Annotated in this window: 12 protein-coding genes and 1 tRNA gene; 3 read left to right on the top strand and 10 right to left on the bottom strand. The window is 50.6% G+C overall.

Features of this window, described 5'->3' with window-relative positions; translation table 11 throughout:
• Positions 1 to 3: 3 nt before the first annotated feature.
• The 5 genes from F0L74_RS23285 to F0L74_RS23265 form a co-directional block, all read right to left on the bottom strand.
• Positions 4 to 3,168 (bottom strand): SusC/RagA family TonB-linked outer membrane protein, encoded by a 3,165-nt coding sequence (locus F0L74_RS23285; RefSeq protein ID WP_149840313.1) that lies wholly within the window; start codon positions 3,166 to 3,168, stop codon positions 4 to 6.
• A 302-nt stretch (positions 3,169 to 3,470) separates the two neighbouring features.
• Complete coding sequence (locus F0L74_RS23280; protein WP_149840312.1) at positions 3,471 to 3,920, bottom strand: NUDIX domain-containing protein; 450 nt, start codon at positions 3,918 to 3,920, stop codon at positions 3,471 to 3,473.
• Positions 3,921 to 4,025: 105 nt separating this feature from the next.
• Positions 4,026 to 4,964 carry a magnesium transporter CorA family protein gene (locus F0L74_RS23275; RefSeq protein WP_149840311.1) on the bottom strand — a complete coding sequence of 313 codons (939 nt, stop codon included), beginning with the start codon at positions 4,962 to 4,964 and terminating at the stop codon, positions 4,026 to 4,028.
• 101 nt (positions 4,965 to 5,065) lie between these two features.
• On the bottom strand, positions 5,066 to 5,845 hold the full coding sequence (dapF, locus tag F0L74_RS23270) for a diaminopimelate epimerase (RefSeq protein WP_149840310.1): 780 nt from the start codon (positions 5,843 to 5,845) through the stop codon (positions 5,066 to 5,068).
• 78 nt (positions 5,846 to 5,923) lie between these two features.
• On the bottom strand, positions 5,924 to 6,874 hold the full coding sequence (locus F0L74_RS23265; protein WP_246197792.1) for a nucleoside phosphorylase: 951 nt from the start codon (positions 6,872 to 6,874) through the stop codon (positions 5,924 to 5,926).
• Positions 6,875 to 6,988: 114 nt separating this feature from the next.
• Here F0L74_RS23265 and F0L74_RS23260 point away from each other — a divergent pair.
• Together F0L74_RS23260 and F0L74_RS23255 are read left to right on the top strand one after the other, a co-directional pair.
• Positions 6,989 to 7,059: transfer RNA gene (locus tag F0L74_RS23260), tRNA-Cys, on the top strand.
• 69 nt (positions 7,060 to 7,128) lie between these two features.
• The gene (locus F0L74_RS23255) at positions 7,129 to 7,617 is read left to right on the top strand and encodes a GNAT family N-acetyltransferase (protein WP_149840309.1); all 489 of its coding nucleotides are present in this window, start codon (positions 7,129 to 7,131) and stop codon (positions 7,615 to 7,617) included.
• On the opposite strand, the gene F0L74_RS23250 is transcribed toward F0L74_RS23255, so the two are convergent.
• From F0L74_RS23250 to F0L74_RS23235, 4 genes are all read right to left on the bottom strand, one after another.
• Positions 7,612 to 8,349, bottom strand: coding sequence for a 3-keto-disaccharide hydrolase (locus tag F0L74_RS23250; protein WP_149840308.1), 738 nt, complete (start codon positions 8,347 to 8,349; stop codon positions 7,612 to 7,614). The two genes, F0L74_RS23255 and F0L74_RS23250, sit on opposite strands and share 6 nt — an antisense overlap.
• 61 nt (positions 8,350 to 8,410) lie before the next feature.
• Positions 8,411 to 9,709 (bottom strand): Gfo/Idh/MocA family protein, encoded by a 1,299-nt coding sequence (locus F0L74_RS23245; protein WP_149840307.1) that lies wholly within the window; start codon positions 9,707 to 9,709, stop codon positions 8,411 to 8,413.
• A gap of 174 nt (positions 9,710 to 9,883) precedes the next feature.
• Positions 9,884 to 11,395 carry a magnesium chelatase ATPase subunit I gene (locus F0L74_RS23240; protein ID WP_149840306.1) on the bottom strand — a complete coding sequence of 504 codons (1,512 nt, stop codon included), beginning with the start codon at positions 11,393 to 11,395 and terminating at the stop codon, positions 9,884 to 9,886.
• A 38-nt stretch (positions 11,396 to 11,433) separates the two neighbouring features.
• The gene (locus tag F0L74_RS23235; protein ID WP_149840305.1) at positions 11,434 to 12,528 is read right to left on the bottom strand and encodes a vWA domain-containing protein; all 1,095 of its coding nucleotides are present in this window, start codon (positions 12,526 to 12,528) and stop codon (positions 11,434 to 11,436) included.
• A 361-nt stretch (positions 12,529 to 12,889) separates the two neighbouring features.
• Here F0L74_RS23235 and F0L74_RS23230 point away from each other — a divergent pair, with 361 nt between their 5' ends.
• Positions 12,890 to 13,750 (top strand): sugar phosphate isomerase/epimerase family protein, encoded by an 861-nt coding sequence (locus tag F0L74_RS23230; RefSeq protein ID WP_149840304.1) that lies wholly within the window; start codon positions 12,890 to 12,892, stop codon positions 13,748 to 13,750.
• Positions 13,751 to 13,868: 118 nt separating this feature from the next.
• On the opposite strand, the gene F0L74_RS23225 is transcribed toward F0L74_RS23230, so the two are convergent.
• Positions 13,869 to 17,096, bottom strand: a complete 3,228-nt coding sequence (locus F0L74_RS23225) for a glycosyltransferase family 117 protein (RefSeq protein WP_149840303.1) — start codon at positions 17,094 to 17,096, stop codon at positions 13,869 to 13,871.
• Positions 17,097 to 17,261 lie beyond the last annotated feature (165 nt).

Below are 17,261 nucleotides of genomic sequence, written 5' to 3'. Positions count from 1 at the left end.
GCATTAAAATCCCAGGTTGAGGCCTACCTGGTAAGACTTGTAGTTGGGCAGGGTGTTATGGTCTGTACCACGGTCCCAGGGGGAGTTGGCGGTGCCGGAGCTTGCTTCCGGGTCCATGCCGGTATAGCCGGTAAAGGTGACCAGGTTGCGGCCGGTAAGTACCAGCTGTAGTTTGCGGATGCCCTTTATATGAAAACAGCGGGCAAAGTCGAAGCCCAGGGAGAGGTTCCTTAAACGCATAAAGGAAGCATCTTCATAGAAATAGTCCTTGGTGCCGTTATTGCCCTGCGCCTGGTAAACGCCTCTGTAGAATGCCGTCCAGGCGCCTGTTTCGCCATTGATGGTGATAGGCTTTTCATAATCGCTATGGATACCATCGCGGTACATCCATTCCTTGGTCTGGTTGTAAAGATGGCTGCCTTCCACCCAATCCCATTGCATGGAGAAGGTGATAAATTCCTTAAAGGAAAAGTAGTTGATGAAGGACATGTTGAACTTCGGGTTAGGATCGCCGAAGCTGGTTTTCTCCGGCGTGAAAATAGGCTGTTTGGTGGCTTTGTCTACCACGTACCCGTTGCTGGCTACTTCATACTTGCCTTTATCCGCCTCCGGAATGTAACGGTTGCCATTAGCGTCTACGGCATCCAGTGAGTGGATGGCTTTATTGCCAAAGATCTGGCCCACCTTTAAACCGGGCGCCAGTGTGTAGTTGGTGCTGCCGGCGGAGGAGAGGATCACCACGGGATTGCCGCTTACTTCCGTGATCTCTGAGGATTGTTTACCAAAGTTGGTGGTAAAGTCCCAGGAGAAGCTTTTGGCGGACAACACGGCCAGGTTCAATGAGGCCTGCCAGCCTTTGGAGGCCAGGGAGAAGGCGTTCGCCACCAGGGTACCGGTACCGGATGATGCCGGCGCATCCGTATCATAGATGGCGTTATTGGTGCTGCGTTTCCAATAGGAAACGGAGAGGTTAGCATTTTTTAGCCAGTCGTTCTTTAATATATTAAAGGTGATGTCTGTACCGGCTTCAAACTCCTCTGACACCTCCACATCCAGGTCTGGGTTACGTTGGGCAGGAGCGGGGTATAATACGCTGCCGGCGCCTGCGCTGCGGGGCGTTACCACCGTATAACGCTGGAAAGGGCCGGGCTGGATACCGGCTTCGCCATATGCGGCGCGCAGTTTAAACTCCGGTATAATACCGTCTACGCCTGCCTGCTGCCAGAAATTAAAGGAGGAGAGCCTTATATAGGCATCGCCCCGGGGGAAGGTGAAGGGTTTAGAGCCCCGGCCAAATGCGGAGGAATAATCACTTCTGAAACCGCCGGAAATGCCGGCAATATCGCCATATTCAATACGCTGGTTCACTACATAACCAAAGGTCACAAAGGGCTCCTTGAAGTCCATGTCTATATTCCGCGTAGCAAAATCCTTCAGGGTAAACGGCGAAAAAGAAGGCGTGCCTTCGCCATGCGAAATATATTGTTTGAACTTGTTGTAGCGCCAGTCAAAAGCGCCCATGGTAGTAGTTCTGATGGGGATGTTCAACCCAAAATCCTTTTCGAGATCTGTACTGAAGGTAGCGGTGCCGGTGAAGTGCTGGAAGAACACGTTTACGTTGTAAACGGCCATTTCGCCGGTAGCGTCTGTGTTGTTGTAATTGGATAACCAGGTAGCCTGGTTGATCACATTCAGGTTGGCAGATTGGTCCGCATAGGTAAAGGTAGAATCGTTCCGCTGGTAGTTGATACCATATTTTGCGTCCAGTTCGAGGAAGCGGGGGAGTTTATAATTCAGGTTAAATGTCTGGAACAAATCTACCTTATTACCTGATGCGTCCGAATATTGGCTGAAGAAGTTTGGGTTCTGCGCGTTAACGCCCACCGCATCGCCGTAGTAATCGGCAAAGTTGCCATCGCTCATGCGTTGGTCATAATTAGCAAAGGGGCGGGCATTATTGATGGCATAGATCACGTTCTGGTTCTCTATGGTGTTTTTGGTGTACACTAGATAGGTAGTGCTTCTGAACCGGAGGCCTTTGTACAGCTCCGTGCCGATGTTGGCGGAGAAGTTGCTGCGGTCAAAGCCGCCGTTGTCCTTGAAGATGCTTTCCTGGTGGTTATTGGATACGGAAAAGGCATAGTCTATTTTTTCGCTGGCGCCGGATACCACAATGGAAGTGTTGTAGGTAGTGGTGGGGCGGAAGAACATATCGAAATGATCATAGTATTGCAGGTTCCTGTTAAAAGGTTTGTCTGCCTTGCCTTCCGGGTCGAGAGCGTCGTAGATGGGATTTTCCGTATACACGCCGGTGTTAGGGTCCCATGCCAGCGGCGCGCCGGAAGAGCCTATCACATCGCCGGCGGCATTGGTGGCAAAATTATGCAGCCTGGATTTGCGCAGGCCGCCCACGTTCAGGATCTCGTTACGGGAGATGCTGGAAGATACATCCACATTAAATTTACCCGGTTTACCTTTTTTAGAGAACAGCTGGATAACCCCGTTAGCGCCCTGTGCGCCGTAGATGGTAGCAGCGGCTGCGCCCTGTACCACTTCTACGCGCTCAATGGCGTTGAGATCAATACTATTAAGGGAGGTAGCGCTTAACTGTATCCCATCCAGCATGATCATGGGCGTGGTACCGCGGCCCTGTGCGTTGATGGTATTAACACCCCTGAGCAGTATGTTCACCGGGGCGCCGGGCAGGCCGCTGGTACTGGAGATCTGCGCGCCGGGTATCTTACCCACCAGGGCCTGGTCTACGGAGGCCGTAGGCGCCTGCGGTAACTTATCCGCGGTAACAGATTCTACGGCAAAGGCCAGTTTCTTTTTACTGGTAGCTACGCCTACGCCGGTCACCACTATTTCGCCAAGGGATCTGGTATCGAGATGCAGTTGGATGAGGAGATTGGGGCCAGCGGGTACTTCCTGGGTGGCAAAACCGATGGCGGATACTACAAGTCTGGCGTTGGTTTTTACGGATAGTTTAAAGGAGCCGTCTGGTTGGGTGACGGTGCCGCTTCTGGTCCCTTTTTCAACGACGGTGGCGCCAATAAGCGGAACGCCTGTTTCATCCAGTACTTTGCCGGAAACGGGTGAAACTTGTCCAAAAGAGCTGAAATTCGCTAATAGGGTCGCGAAAAGTATACACATTAACTTTTTTAACATGCGTGTAGGGTTTAGATTAGATTTTGGTTGATGTTGGTTGATATATAGCTACTTGTACAAGTAATTTTATCTTGTTCACTTCTGTATAGAAAAATAGAAATTATAAATTAATATAATGAATTTTATTTTTATTAATGTGTAGGATAATGTGTTGCTGAGTCGATCGCGGAAGCTTTGTATATGTAGTTTATTGAAGGGGGAAAAACAGGGGTGCGGATATACGAAATAGGCGCACGGAAGATGGCGCAGTTACTGCAAACGGGGCGCAGCAGGAGGGGATCTTGATGGTGTTTGTGTAAGTACTAGTATTTAACCTTGATCATGTCTGCCACTACCTTATCGATGGGGAGGGTAACGCTTTGTGCGGAGAACTCGTCCCAGTTGATCCAGCGTACGCCTTCTACTTCTGTAACGCCTTCGGGGATCTCAAAATCAAATGGCTGACTGAGGATAGGCGCAGTAAACGGGGACGTAGGCTTTACCAGGTAATAGATAGAGATGATCTGTGAGGTGTTATCAAAGGCGGAGATCTGGAAGAAATCTGTTGTATAGAGATGTTCTACTACTTCTACCTGTTGGCTCAGCTCCTCCTGCCATTCGCGGATGATACATTCCAGCGTACCTTCTCCAAACTCCAGGCCACCGCCGGGGAATTTGGTATAGTAACCGCCACGGATGTATTCATCACTTACCAGGATCTGACGTTGATCATTGATCATAATACCGTATACGCGCACGTTAAAGCAAGCCATAGTTTCTTAATTAAAAGCGGGGGTAAAGATAATGAATGATGTGCGGATGTGCTAATGTGCGGATGTGCAGATGAATTGAGCGGATAGATGGTGAATGGGATGGGATCAGAACCATTTCTTTTTCATGAAGTACCAGCTCATGATCACAGAGATAACGATGGACAAGATCACGGGGATATAAAAAGCATGGGGGGAGTGCTGGTAGGGGATATCTACGTTCATGCCATAGATACTGGATACCAACACGGGAAAAGTGAGCACGATGGTGATGGAGGTAAGGCGTTTCATCACCAGGTTAAGGTTATTGGAAATGATGCTGGCAAAAGCATCCATGGTGCTGCTCAGGATGTTGGTATATACGTTGGCCATTTCCAATGCCTGGGAGGTATCTACGATCAGGTCATTCAGGAACTCTTTCTCATCTTCGTTCAGGCCCAGGAAATTGGTACGCTCCAGTTTCATTAACACCAGCTCATTGCTGCGCAGCGCAGTTACAAAGTACACCAGGCTTTTCTGGATCCGCATCAGGTACAGCAGCTCCTCGTTACGGTTGCTATCGTACAGCTTTTGCTCCAGCTGGTTGCGGCGCTGGTTGATCTCCTTCAGGTAATCCAGGAAGTTCATTACCACTTTCTCAAAGATCTTCAGCACCATCATATTCCGCTTTTCGGGGTGGCGGTTATGGAAGGTGTTCAGGAACTTTTTGATAGCGGCGTTATCGAAAGAATTAACGGTGAGGATCTGGTTGTGGGTAAGGATGATCACAATGGGGATGGTGATGTAGTAGGCGTCGCTTTCGTTGATGGAATTGTTTTCCGTGGGGGTTTTGATTACGATCAGCTTTACATCGTCCTCCAGCTCGTAACGTGATTTTTCATCAATATCCAGGGAGTCTGTAAGGAAGTCCAGGGGGATATCCAGTTCTTCTGACAGTTGTTCAAACTCGGCCTGTTTCAGGGGCGGCGCAATATTCACCCATGCTCCGTTTTCCGGTTCATGTATTTCTACTGTACGGCCTTCCTTATTTATGAAATACTGGATCATCCGGGCGCAAAGGTAGAATAATTAATCAGTAAGCCTGCATAATTAATAAGGGGTAAGGATTATTAATCATTCCTTAACTAAAGGCGCAGGCGGTTCTGTCTTTAAATGGTGACGTTCCCTTCGAACACCAGGGTAGCCGGGCCACAGAGCCAGATATCGCGGTAGGAGCGTTCGCCTGTTTTGGTGAACAATACTTCCAGTCCGCCGCCGAGTGTTTGTACGGGGATGCGGTATGTTTTTTCTTCTGTCCCGGCGGAGGTAAGCGCAGCGGCAGTTACGCCGGTACCGCAGGAGTAGGTCTCATCTTCCACGCCCCGTTCGTAGGTACGTACAAAGATGCCGTTATCCGTGGCCTGTACAAAGTTCACATTGGTACCTTCCTGTGCAAAGCGGTCGTTATAGCGGATCTGGCGGCCATCTGCAAATACGTCTATGGCCTGTACATCGTCCACATACTTTACAAAATGGGGGGATCCGGTATTGAGGTAGTAGTACAGGTTGCCCTGTTCTACCCAGTCTACATCCTGCATTTTGAGGTTCACCCAATCGTCGCCTTTAAAGGAGGCTTCGTGAGGACCGTCTACCGCCAGGAAACGGAGGGTATCCTGGCGCAGGCCCATTTTACGGGCAAAGGCCACGAGGCAGCGGCCACCGTTGCCGCACATGCTGCTTTCGTTGCCGTCTGCATTATAGTATTTCATGCCAAAATCGTAGCCTGGCTGGGTATTGAGAAGCATTAAGCCATCCGCCCCAATTCCAAAACGCCGGTGGCACAGATCGTGTACCTGTTGATTGGTAAGCGCATCATAACGGCCATCCCGGTTATCCATGATCACAAAATCATTGCCGGTGCCCTGGTATTTATAGAAGTGGAGGTTCATAGCGGGGCAAAGATAAGCAATGATGTGCGGATGTGCTAATGGGGGGGGGCTGTTATATGTTGGAAATAGCTTTGTTTATTATAATTGGGAGATGATCTCCAGGGACTGCGTGATCATGCGGTCTATGGCGGCGCCGGCGTCTTTGCTGAATTCCTGGCGGATACGGTTGGCCACGATGGTGCTGATAGAGAGGCAATCGTGATCCAGTACGCGGCCCATGCCGTAAATACCGGCGGTTTCCATCTCAAAATTGGTAATACGGTCAGTTTGATGGTGAAAAGCCGTTAGCTGCTCCAGTAGTTGCGGGTGGGAGAGCCTGCCCCTTAAAGCGCGGCCCTGGGGGGCATAGAAGCCGGGACAGGTAACGGTGATACCTGCGTGATAGCCGGTGGTGAAACGGCTGGCGAGGCTTTGGGCTGCGGTGACCAGGTAGGGATTACAGCTGCCAGGCTGCAGGCTTACCTGTTCGCGGAAGGCATTGAGCAATGCGCGTTCTTCCGCTGTATTTTCAAACGCATACCAGGGCAGCAGGTTATCCAGGCCCAGGCCATGGGAGGATACGACAAAAGCGTCTACCGGGATGTTTTCATTGAGCGCGCCGGAGGTTCCCAGGCGGATGATCTGCAGGCGGGTGAGGTCCTGTTTAATGGTACGGTCATTAAAGTCGATATTTACCAGGGCGTCCAGCTCATTCAGCACAATATCGATATTATCTGTGCCAATACCGGTGGATACCACAGAGAGGCGTTTGCTGCCGATATAGCCGGTATGGGTAACGAACTCCCGGTGCTGGAATGTTGCTTCCACTTTATCAAAATGGCGGCTTACCTGTTGTACACGGTCCGGGTCGCCAACGGTGATAATGGTGTGGGCCAGTTCTTCCGGGCGCACATCAAGATGATATACGGCGCCGCGGCTGTTGAGGATCATTTCCGATTCCGGGATGCGTTGCGTTACGTTCATGGTTACGATATTGAGGGACAAAGATAAGGGATCGGTGATTGCCGGGAAGGGATGGGTGTTTTGCAATAAAAACAGATTTTTATTTGATAAATATTTAAAATTCCCTACCTTTGCAGTCCTACAAAAATCAATGGTTCCGTGTTCGCCTGAGGCGGATAGGAGGATCAAAAAACAAGGAATGGTATCGTGGCCGAGTGGCTAGGCAGAGGTCTGCAAAACCTCGTACAGCGGTTCGAATCCGCTCGATACCTCACCGGATAAAAAGCCTTCTGAAACTCAGGAGGCTTTTTGCGTTACAGGCACAACCCAAAATAAAGAGTATGCTTGAGATCATTCAAATAACTAACAAGAGCAGCGCTGAAGAACTGGAGCAGGTGAAAGCCCTTTTCCGCGAGTATGCGGCATGGCTGAGCGTAGACCTGAGCTTTCAGCGTTTTGAGGAGGAGATGCTGGCGTTACCAGAGAATTATGCCGCACCGGAAGGCGCGTTATTTATGGCTAAAATGGATGGGCATCCGGCAGGCTGCGTGGCCGTACGCCGTTTTGACAATACCACCTGCGAGATGAAGCGTTTATTCGTACGCGATGCCTATAAAGGCCATGGTGTTGGTAAAAAGCTGGCTGGTAAAGCCATTGAGGCGGGTAAGGAGCTGGGTTATCATCGTATGCTGCTGGATACGCTGGCGCATATGCGGCCTGCGATAGACCTGTATACCGCGCTGGGATTTCAGCCTATTGCCGCTTATTACGACAATCCTATCAGCAACGCGGTATACCTGTCTATGACGCTGGAAGAGGACGGATTATAGGGTCCTGATCCATATATTCCGGTAGCTTACCGGATTACCATGGTCCTGCAATGTAATAGGGCCTGGGCCATGTTGTTTGTAAGCCGGCTTCCCGATATAGAGGGTAGGTCCTTCCAGTTCTACATTATTTTGCACCAATACCCCATTCTGCAGCACGGTAGCGCGTGCCGGCGATTTCAGCGAACCATCTGCATTAAAACGCGGCGCCGTCCAGATCACATCATAAGTTTGCCACTCACCGGGTTGTTTACACACATTCACCAAAGGGATCTTCTGTTTATAAAAGCTGCCCGCCTGCCCGTTGGAGTAGGTACGGTTATTATAGTTATCCAGCACCTGCAGCTCATAGAGGCCCTGCATAAAGATGCCGCTGTTGCCGCGGCCCTGGCTTTCGCCTACTACTTTGGAAGGGGTGCGCCATTCTACATGCAGCTGGTAGTCTTCGAAATGTTGTTTGGTCTGGATCACGCCGGCGCCTTTTACTACCGTTAAAATTCCATCTTTCACTTCCCATTTGGCAGGGCCGCCTTTTTCCGCTTCCCATTGATCCAGGTTACTGCCGTCGAATAGTTTGATGGCATCGCCAGGAGCGGTGTTGGTGGATGTGCCGGGTGTTACCACTTTGGGCACGGGTTCCCATACTTCTGTTTCTTCCGGTTTCATACTCTGTTGTGCTTGTGCGGTTATTGTAAAGAGCGTACAGGCGGAGAGTGCAAGAATTGTGCTACGCATGAGTTAATGAGTTAATGTGCTGATATGCTAATGTGCTAATGAGTTAATATGCGGATGTGCATTATTTCGGTAATTGATAGCCATTGTGATAGGTGGCGGCCAAATATTTGTTAGCCTCTGATTCCTTGAAGCGGCCGGCAGCAGCGTCCCAGTGGATCTTCTGGCCGGTTTTGAAGGCGATATTGCCCATCTGCGCATTGATAGCGACATTGGCGCCAGCCTGGATGGGCGTATGCAGGTCTGCAAAATTGCGGGACTTCACCACCTCCACAAAGTTTTTGGTATGCAGGTCCAGGCCATTATCCACTTTGGGTTTGCGGGGCACGGCCTCCATCTTGTCCTTTTCGGGGATCACTTCCCAGCCGCCGCGATCCACTACCAGGGTGCCGTTGTTGCCAATGAAGGCGATGCCATGATCACGGCCATAAGGGCCGCCATCGATACCGGTAGCATGTTCCCATTGAATATTGAAGTTGTCGAATTCGTATACCGTGGTCAGGGTATCCGGTGTTTCTGCCGCATCATCCGGGTAGGCGAACTTACCGCCTGCCGCCATAATAGAGCGGGGATTGCTGGCTTTCATGCCCAGCAGCGCATAATCCAGCAGGTGCACGCCCCAGTCTGTCATAAGGCCGCCTGCATAATCCCAATACCAGCGGAAATTGAAGTGGAAACGATTAGGGTTGAATGCACGCTTTTCCGCAGGGCCCAGCCACATGGCGTAATCCACGCCGGGAGGGGGGGCGCTGTCTGGTTTTTTAGGGATAGATTTCATCCAACCCTGGTAGGCCCATGCTTTTGACAGGCGGATCTGGCCCAGCTTACCAGAGTAAACAAAATCTATGGCGTCTTTAAAGTGCTGCTGGCTGCGTTGCCACTGGCCTACCTGTACAGCCTTTTTGTGCCGCTCCTGCGCAGCTACCATGATATGGCATTCCTCTATGGAGTTGCCGATGGGTTTTTCTACATACACGTCTTTGCCGGCGGCGCAGGCATCGGTCATGGCCAGACAGTGCCAGTGGTCCGGCGTGCCAATGATAACGGCGTCAATATCTTTATCCTCCAGCAGTTTACGGTAGTCGCTATACGCTTTTACCTTTATGCCTTTCTGGGCCAGCTCGGCTACCCGTTTATCCAATACATTTTTGTCTACATCGCACAGTGCTACGCACTGTACTTCCGGGTTTTTGATCATGGCGGTCAGATCGGACCAGCCCATGCCATTGATGCCGATGGCGGCAACATTGAGGCGATCACTGGGTGATACGAGTCTGGGTATTGCATGCAATGCATTGGGCACGGCGGCGGCGGCCATCAGGGTAGAGGCGGACCGGATGAAGTGTCTTCTGGAATGAGTCATAACGGTGAGAATAAGGTTTTATTAGTTGTTAGTTGTGTTAACGCGTGGAACGATAAACAAGATAATAAAAATGTGCGGATGTGCAAATGTGCAAATGGGAGGGGCTCCCAAAAAGAAAAGATGTTAGCTGACCGCGTTGAAACCGTCAGCTAACATCTTGTTACTTATCAGTCATTAAAAAGTGTCTTCTTCCTGTTCTTCGTTGCCCATGCTGAAGTTCATCATGGTGCCCAGCAGATCGCTGAAACGGGTCTCGTTCTCCACCTGTTTTTTGCTGATCAGCGAATAGGCGGCCAGGCCATGCAGCACAAATTCCATCAGCAGCAGCTGTTCCTTATTGTTGCCGTGGGGGAATTTGGTCTTGATCAGGTCTTTCAGGCCTTCTACTTTCTGGAGGGAGGTTTCATATTGTTTATCGCTTACATCCTGCATGAGGTGCACGGTATTGCCTTTATCGAACCACTGGATAATGGTGCGGTAAGGGTTTTCCTGTGCGGCTGCCGCGCTCTGCTTGCGTTTTTTGAAACTATCCGGGTTAGGGAAGTAGTTGGCGAAAAGGGTACGCATGGCTTTATCCAGCAGGTTAAAAGCTACCTGCAGGGGGCCTTCCTGTTCCCCTTCGTATACCAGCTCTATTTTACCGGTAATGGCCGGTACAATGCCCTGGAGGTCGGAGATGCGCACATGGGTCTCTTTTTCCTTGTTCAGGATGGCCCTGCGCTCGCCGGCGCTTACTGCATTCTCATAGGCCGCAATGGTCAAACGGGCGGAAACGCCGCTTTTCTTATCTACATACTCGCTGTTGCGGGCTTCGAAAGCTACCTGCTCAATGAGGCGTTTGATAAGATCTGCCAGGTGGATCCGGCCTTTCTGATCGGTATGTACGTCTGCTTCCTGTTCTGTGATCAGCAGGGAGTTCTCCACGTTCTTTGGATAGTGGGTCACGATCTGGCTTTCGATACGGTCCTTCAGCGGTGTAACGATGGCGCCACGGTTCGTGTAATCTTCCGGGTTGGCTGTAAATACAAACAGGATATCAAGCGGCATACGTACTTTGAAGCCCCTGATCTGGATATCGCCTTCCTGGAGGATATTGAACAGCGCCACCTGTATACGGGCCTGGAGGTCCGGCAGCTCATTGATCACAAAAATGCCGCGGTTGGAGCGGGGAATGATACCAAAATGGATCACGCGCTCATCGGCATAGTTCAGCTTAAGGTTGGCCGCTTTGATGGGGTCAATATCACCGATCAGATCGGCAACGGACACATCGGGCGTAGCCAGCTTTTCGCCGTAGCGGGCCTCGCGGGACAGCCAGGTGATGGGAGTAAGATCGCCCATTTCTGCCACCAGGTCGCGCGCATAGCGGGAGAGGGGCTCAAATGGGCTATCGTTCACTTCAGAGCCATCCACGATGGGGATGTACTCATCCAGCAGCTCTATCATCTGGCGGGCCATACGGGTCTTTGCCTGGCCGCGCAGCCCCAGGAAAAGGATGTTGTGGCGTGATAGCAGGGCCCGTTCTGTATCTGGTATTACGGTATCGTCATAACCGATGATACCGGGGAAGGTAGTTTCTTTCTGTTGCAGTTTGCGAATGAGGTTCTGCCTGATCTCTTCTTTTACCGACTTAGGTTTATAGCCGCTCTTTTTCAGTTCTCCCAGCGTTCTTATGTTCGTGTTCATGTGCTTAATTAATCTAATGAATGATTGTGCTCTAAAGTTTACAGTAGCTTTTTCTTCCCGCTTTCAAAATCGTAGAACAGGAACTGTCCCAGCTTATCGGTGCCGGAGAAGAAGGCTTTACCGTTATTGGTTTCCGTGAATTCTGTTACAAATTTCTGGAGCCACGGGTCAGTGGCTACCATAAAGGTGGTGATAGGTATCTTCAGCTTTTTGCACTGAGCGGCGAGGTTGAGCGTGCGGTTCAGGATCTTGCGGTCCAGGCCAAAGCTGTTTTTATAGTACTGCTTGCCGTCTTTAAGGCAGGTGGGCTTACCATCCGTGATCATAAAGATCTGCTTGTTAGGATTACGGCGGCGGCGCAGTATATCCATGGCCAGCTCCAGGCCGGCTACCGTATTGGTATGGAAGGGGCCTACCTGCAGGTAGGGCAGGTCTTTGATCTCTATCTGCCAGGCATCGTTGCCAAACACGATGATATCCAGCGTATCCTTGGGATAGCGGGTAGTGATCAGCTCACTGAGGGCCATGGCCACTTTTTTGGCGGGCGTAATGCGGTCCTCTCCGTACAGGATCATGGAATGCGAAATATCGATCATAAGCGCAGTGGAAGTCTGCGTTTTGAAATCTGTCTCCTTGATCTCCAGGTCGTCCTGGTTAATGGAGAAGGATTCGATACCATGATTGATCTGGGCATTGCGGAGGGAAGCGGTGACGTCTATCTGTTCCAGCGGGTCGCCGAACTGGTAGGCGCGGGTATCGGCGTTGAGCTCGTCGCCCTGGCCGGATTTGCGGATATTATGGTCGCCTACGTTAGATTTCTTGAGTTTGCCGAAGATCTCCTCGAGGGCTTTTTTGCGTATATCCTGTTCGGTCTTGGCGGTGATGCTGATCTGGCCGTTCTCTTCATTTTCCCGGATATAGCCTTTGTCCCTGAGCTCCTGTATAAAATCGCCTATACCGTACTCCTCGTTGGTCAGGTTATATTCTTTATCCAGTTCTGTGAGCCATTGCAGGGCCTCCGAAACATCGCCACTGGTATAAGTAAGTAGCTGGGTAAAAAGGTTCAGCAGCTTCTCAAAGGGCGATTTGTCATCCTCACCAGGCACAAACCTGGAAAATTGTGTTCCTCTCATCTGATTATTGTTTCATCCTTTGTTTCGTAATGGTGGTAAGGCGTTGCATTACAACGGTTTCCAGGATAATGCATCAATGGTTTCCGTGGTAGACATTGCGCGTACTGCCGTTCACTGATTTTTAGTTAAGCATTCTTTTTCCGTGTTTTAATGCGTCTCCCAGAATAAAATTACTGAAAAAACTTATCAATTGATAGATGGGGTGTCCGGGGTGGCAGCCTTAAGGGGCCGGTGGCGTACTGGCAGGGATAAGCAGGGGCGGGCCGGTTTGTGGTGGGCGGTTTGCATTCTTCGGTAAAAGCGATTATTTTTCCTGCTGATCGATGTTGATCTTCAACTATCTAACTAAAAACCTAGAAAGATGCAAAAACTGATGAATGCCTTTTTGCTGGCCGGGGCCCTGACGGCTACCGCTGCCGCATGGCAGCCGGCGAATGCCCAGGGAAAAGGCCGTGCCAAGGCGGATGATATGGGCTGGAAATTGGGCGCGCAGGCCTATACCTTTAACCGTTTTACCCTGGCGCAAACGCTGGATAAGCTGGATAGCTGCGGATTACAGTATGTGGAGTGTTACCCCGGCCAAAAGATAGGCGGCGGTATTGAGGGTACAACGGATTTCAAGATGGACGCCGCTACCCGTGACCAGGTAAAAGCTTTGTTAAAAAAGAAACATAAAACACTGGTGGCATACGGGGTGGTATCTCCCAACAATGAAACTGAATGGCAGCAGGTGTTTGACTTTGCCAAGGATATGGGGATACTGGTGATCACCGCAGAGCCTAAGAATGAACATTGGGACCTGATCTCCAAACTGTGTGACAAATACCAGATCAAAGTAGCCATCCATGATCACCCGCGTCCCAGCCATTACTGGCACCCGGATAGCGTGCTGACGGCAATAAAGGGCAGAAGCCCGCTGTTTGGCGCCTGTGCGGATATTGGTCACTGGGTACGTTCCGGACTGGATCCGGTGGAGTGCATCCGGAAGCTGCAGGGGCATGTAATGAGCCTCCATATAAAAGATATGAACGAAAAATCACCGGAAGCGCATGATGTGGTGTGGGGCAATGGGGTAAGCAACATCCCGGGCGTGTTAAAAGAGCTGAAAAGACAGCATTTTAAAGGGCCATTCTCCGCTGAATATGAGTATCATTGGGATAACAGCGTACCGGATGTAAAGGCCAGCGCTGCGTTCTGGTGGGACCAGGTCAGCAAGCTGTAATTACGAATTACAAATTACGAATGAAGCGGAGATTTGCTTGGTCGTGATTAGTATCATAAAAAAAGGTGATGAAAGTACGCTTTCATCACCTTTTTTATGTTATAGATGGTATTACAATTTATTTACCGGAATCGGCTGGACCTTTAGGGGAGTCCGGACCGGTATTCATATTGGCAGGCAGTTCCCTTTGTTTGGTGCTGTCGCCGCTGAAGTCGTTCTTCATGCGCTGCAGCAGGGAAATGAACTGTTCTGCCAGCTGACCATCGTGCTGAAGGTCGTTGCTCAACCTGGACGGCGGCAGGCCACGGTAGTATTGCAGCTGTTGCTGGCAATCGCGAGTGATCTTACCGGCTATCTCGTCTGCTTTTTTAATGTCGCCGGCCAGGTAGTAGGCGTAGGCGGTTTGCAGGGAGCTATAGTTGTGCATGTTATTGGGCGATGTCATGGCGTACGGGAAATTGGCTTCCAGCAGGCCTTTATCTGCCTTGTTCAGCACTATCAGGGCGGTGTCTTTTTCGCCGTCCTGGGCCAGGGTGGTACCTAAGCGGGTATATGCGTTACGGAGGTACTGGAGCAGTTTCCTGTTAGGCTCGTCAAAGTAGGTGCCGTTTTTCTCAGCGCCGCCAAAGGCGAACTTCGTCATCAGGTTCTTGTACATTACTTCCTTATTCACGTTAAAGTCCGCACCCAGCATATCATTGTTAGGTTCCTTGTGTATGGGCACCAGGCGGTAGGTGAGGCCGTCCATCTGCAGGTAATCATTGATACCCAGGTCCGTAGGACTTGTAAAGTAGATAGGACGTTTCCAGTCGTTGGCCGCAATGATGTCATATACTGCCAGGTCATTCTTCAGCAGGTAACTTTTGGAGATCTGGAAGGGCAGCTGGGACATTACCTTGGCGGTATCTGTCACATCTACCACACCACTTTTAATTACCTGTGCTACGTTCACCGGGATGAACAGTTTCTGTGTGGGCAGGAAGTTCTCCTGGCTACCATCTGTAGTAGACAGTTTAGCGCGGGGATCGTCAGAAGCCATGAAGCCCATCACTTCCTTCAGGTTATAGAATTTATCCTGCGGGAAAACGCCGGCGTCGTAGAAGCGGATGTAGTTGCGGTTCTCTCCACGGTATTTGTCCGCGCTCCAGGTCATGGGAACAGGATCGCTGTTGTTCACTTTCTGACGCTGCTGATCGATATACCAGTCCACACCCAGGAGGCTGAGGTTGATCACGCGCACATCCGGACGGATATTTTCCACTTCCTGCGCATACCACAGCGGGTAGGTATCGTTATCGCCTACGGTAAAGAGGATGGCGTTAGGCGCGCAGGACTCGAGGTAATCCTTGGCTACGTCACGGGCAACGGTCTTGGTGGAACGGTCGTGATCATCCCATTCCTGGAAGCCCATCAGCACAGGTACCGCCAGGATACAGATCACTGCAGACAGGGGCGCAGCTATGACGGATCCCTTCATCTGCTTCTTTAAGATGTCATAAAGGGACAGTACCCCCAGACCTATCCAAACCGCAAAGGCGTAGAAGGAGCCAACGTAGGCATAGTCACGTTCGCGGGGCTGGTTACCGGCCTGGTTCAGGTATATTACGATCGCGAAGCCGGTAAAGAAGAAGAGCAGGCCTACGATGAGGCTATCCCTGCGGTGTTTCTTATAATGATAAAGGAGACCAAGGATGCCCAGGATCAGCGGCAGGAAGAACAGGCGGTTATGGGCCTTGTTCTCTTTAAGGCTGTCCGGCATGGTGGACTGGTCGCCGTAAAGGACATTATCGACAATGGGAATGCCAGAGACCCAGTTGCCATCGCGTACATTGCCATAGCCCTGGGTATCATTCTGTTTACCCACGAAGTTCCACATGAAGTAGCGGAAGTACATAAAATTCACCTGGTAACCCAGGAAGAACTTGATGTTATCCGCAAAGGACGGTTTCTCGCCCTGTTGCAGGCCCAGGTAAATACGGTAGTAGTCCGCATGGCCCTGGTCGTTGCTGGCGTCCCATACGCGGGGGAACAGCATTTTATCTTCCGGGGCGTATACCGGCTCTACTTTTTTGCCGGCCACCTCATATTTATCCTTGCCACGGGCATATACGTTACCGGTTTCTTTGTACTCAGTAGGACGGGCGGTGAACACCTGGCCATATACCAGCGGGAAATCCCCGTACTGCTCACGGCCCAGGTAACCAACCAGTGAAATGGGATTGTCCACATTATACATATCCACGGAAGGGTTGGCGGTAGAGCGCACCATGGTGGTAATATAAGTGGAGTAACCCAGTAACAGGAACAGGATACAGGAGATCGTAAGACGGATATAGTGATCAGCGCTGGAGGAAGTAGGCTTTATATTGGCCAGCTTCATGAAATAAGGGATGAAGAGCACCGCGGCGGCTATTATCAGCTTAAAGAAGATCATTCCGCCACCGTCATTATTAAAGGCGGGGATAACGATCACAGAAGCGATGAGGATCAGCGGCGCGTACAGCCCCAGTTTCGGTTTCCTGTAACCATATATCAATACGGCCACTAAGGCAATAAAATAGAAGGCAAAACCGGAGAAGAACGGCATGTGCAGGGAATTCACGAAGAATACGTCCATATAGCCGGAGGCTTTGATCGTATCCTGGATCACGAATTTCTGTACCAGGCCGGTGAGGCCGCAACCTATAACAAACGCCCAGAAGGTACCCCAGGGCGTAACTTTATAACGTTTGAAGTAGTATACCATTACCATGGCGGGAATGGTGAGCAGGTTCAGCAAGTGCACGCCAATAGAAAGGCCCATCATAAAAGCGATGAATACGATCCAGCGGTCGGCATAGGGCTCGTCTGCCTCATGTTCCCATTTCAGGATGGCCCAGAATACCAGGGCGGTGAACAGGGAGGACATGGCGTATACTTCGCCCTCTACTGCAGAGAACCAAAAAGAGTCGGAGAAGGTATAGGCCAGTGCGCCTACTACACCGGCGCCCATGATGGCGATCATCTTTTCACGGCTGATCACTTCGCCGGCAGATACCATGATGCGGCGGGCAAAGTGGGTAATGGTCCAGAAGAGGAAAAGGATCGTGAAACCACTAGAGAGGGCAGACATCAGGTTTACGCCTAATGCGGCTTGAGAGGGGCTCAGGAACATGGTGAACAGTCGTCCAAGCAACACGAACAATGGAGCGCCGGGCGGGTGAGGTACCTGCACTTTGTAAACGCTGGAAATGAACTCACCGCAGTCCCATAAGCTGCCGGTGGCTTCCATTGTCATGATATACACAATGCAGGCAATAATGCAAATGACCCAGCCTACAATGTTATTCGTCCTTTTAAAATTCATACGTTGGGTTTAAAGTCCGACAAAAATAGAAAAAGTAGCAAATTATGGTATTTCGGTAAACAGTTTTAATTTTTTCTTAAGCTGTTAGGATTTAGGCGAGAGGGGATTTGCCGGGTTTATGGGTTGCCGGAAGAAGATTTTAACGCTTTTTTGGCAAATTCTGAT

This window comes from Chitinophaga agrisoli, assembly GCF_008386695.1.
GTDB classification, from domain to species: Bacteria; Bacteroidota; Bacteroidia; order Chitinophagales; family Chitinophagaceae; genus Chitinophaga; species Chitinophaga agrisoli.
The sequence above is the reverse complement of the archived record's forward strand: the minus strand, read 5'-3'. Positions and strand labels throughout refer to the sequence as shown.

Coding starts and splice junctions, on each gene's coding strand:
- F0L74_RS23225 (WP_149840303.1), bottom strand. CDS start 17,096: ATGAATTTTAAAAGGACGAATAACATTGTAGGCTGGGTCATTTGCATT.
- F0L74_RS23230 (WP_149840304.1), top strand. CDS start 12,890: ATGCAAAAACTGATGAATGCCTTTTTGCTGGCCGGGGCCCTGACGGCT.
- F0L74_RS23280 (WP_149840312.1), bottom strand. CDS start 3,920: ATGGCTTGCTTTAACGTGCGCGTATACGGTATTATGATCAATGATCAA.
- F0L74_RS23255 (WP_149840309.1), top strand. CDS start 7,129: ATGCTTGAGATCATTCAAATAACTAACAAGAGCAGCGCTGAAGAACTG.
- F0L74_RS23275 (WP_149840311.1), bottom strand. CDS start 4,964: ATGATCCAGTATTTCATAAATAAGGAAGGCCGTACAGTAGAAATACAT.
- F0L74_RS23245 (WP_149840307.1), bottom strand. CDS start 9,709: ATGACTCATTCCAGAAGACACTTCATCCGGTCCGCCTCTACCCTGATG.
- F0L74_RS23285 (WP_149840313.1), bottom strand. CDS start 3,168: ATGTTAAAAAAGTTAATGTGTATACTTTTCGCGACCCTATTAGCGAAT.
- F0L74_RS23235 (WP_149840305.1), bottom strand. CDS start 12,528: ATGAGAGGAACACAATTTTCCAGGTTTGTGCCTGGTGAGGATGACAAA.
- F0L74_RS23250 (WP_149840308.1), bottom strand. CDS start 8,349: ATGCGTAGCACAATTCTTGCACTCTCCGCCTGTACGCTCTTTACAATA.
- F0L74_RS23240 (WP_149840306.1), bottom strand. CDS start 11,395: ATGAACACGAACATAAGAACGCTGGGAGAACTGAAAAAGAGCGGCTAT.
- dapF (WP_149840310.1), bottom strand. CDS start 5,845: ATGAACCTCCACTTCTATAAATACCAGGGCACCGGCAATGATTTTGTG.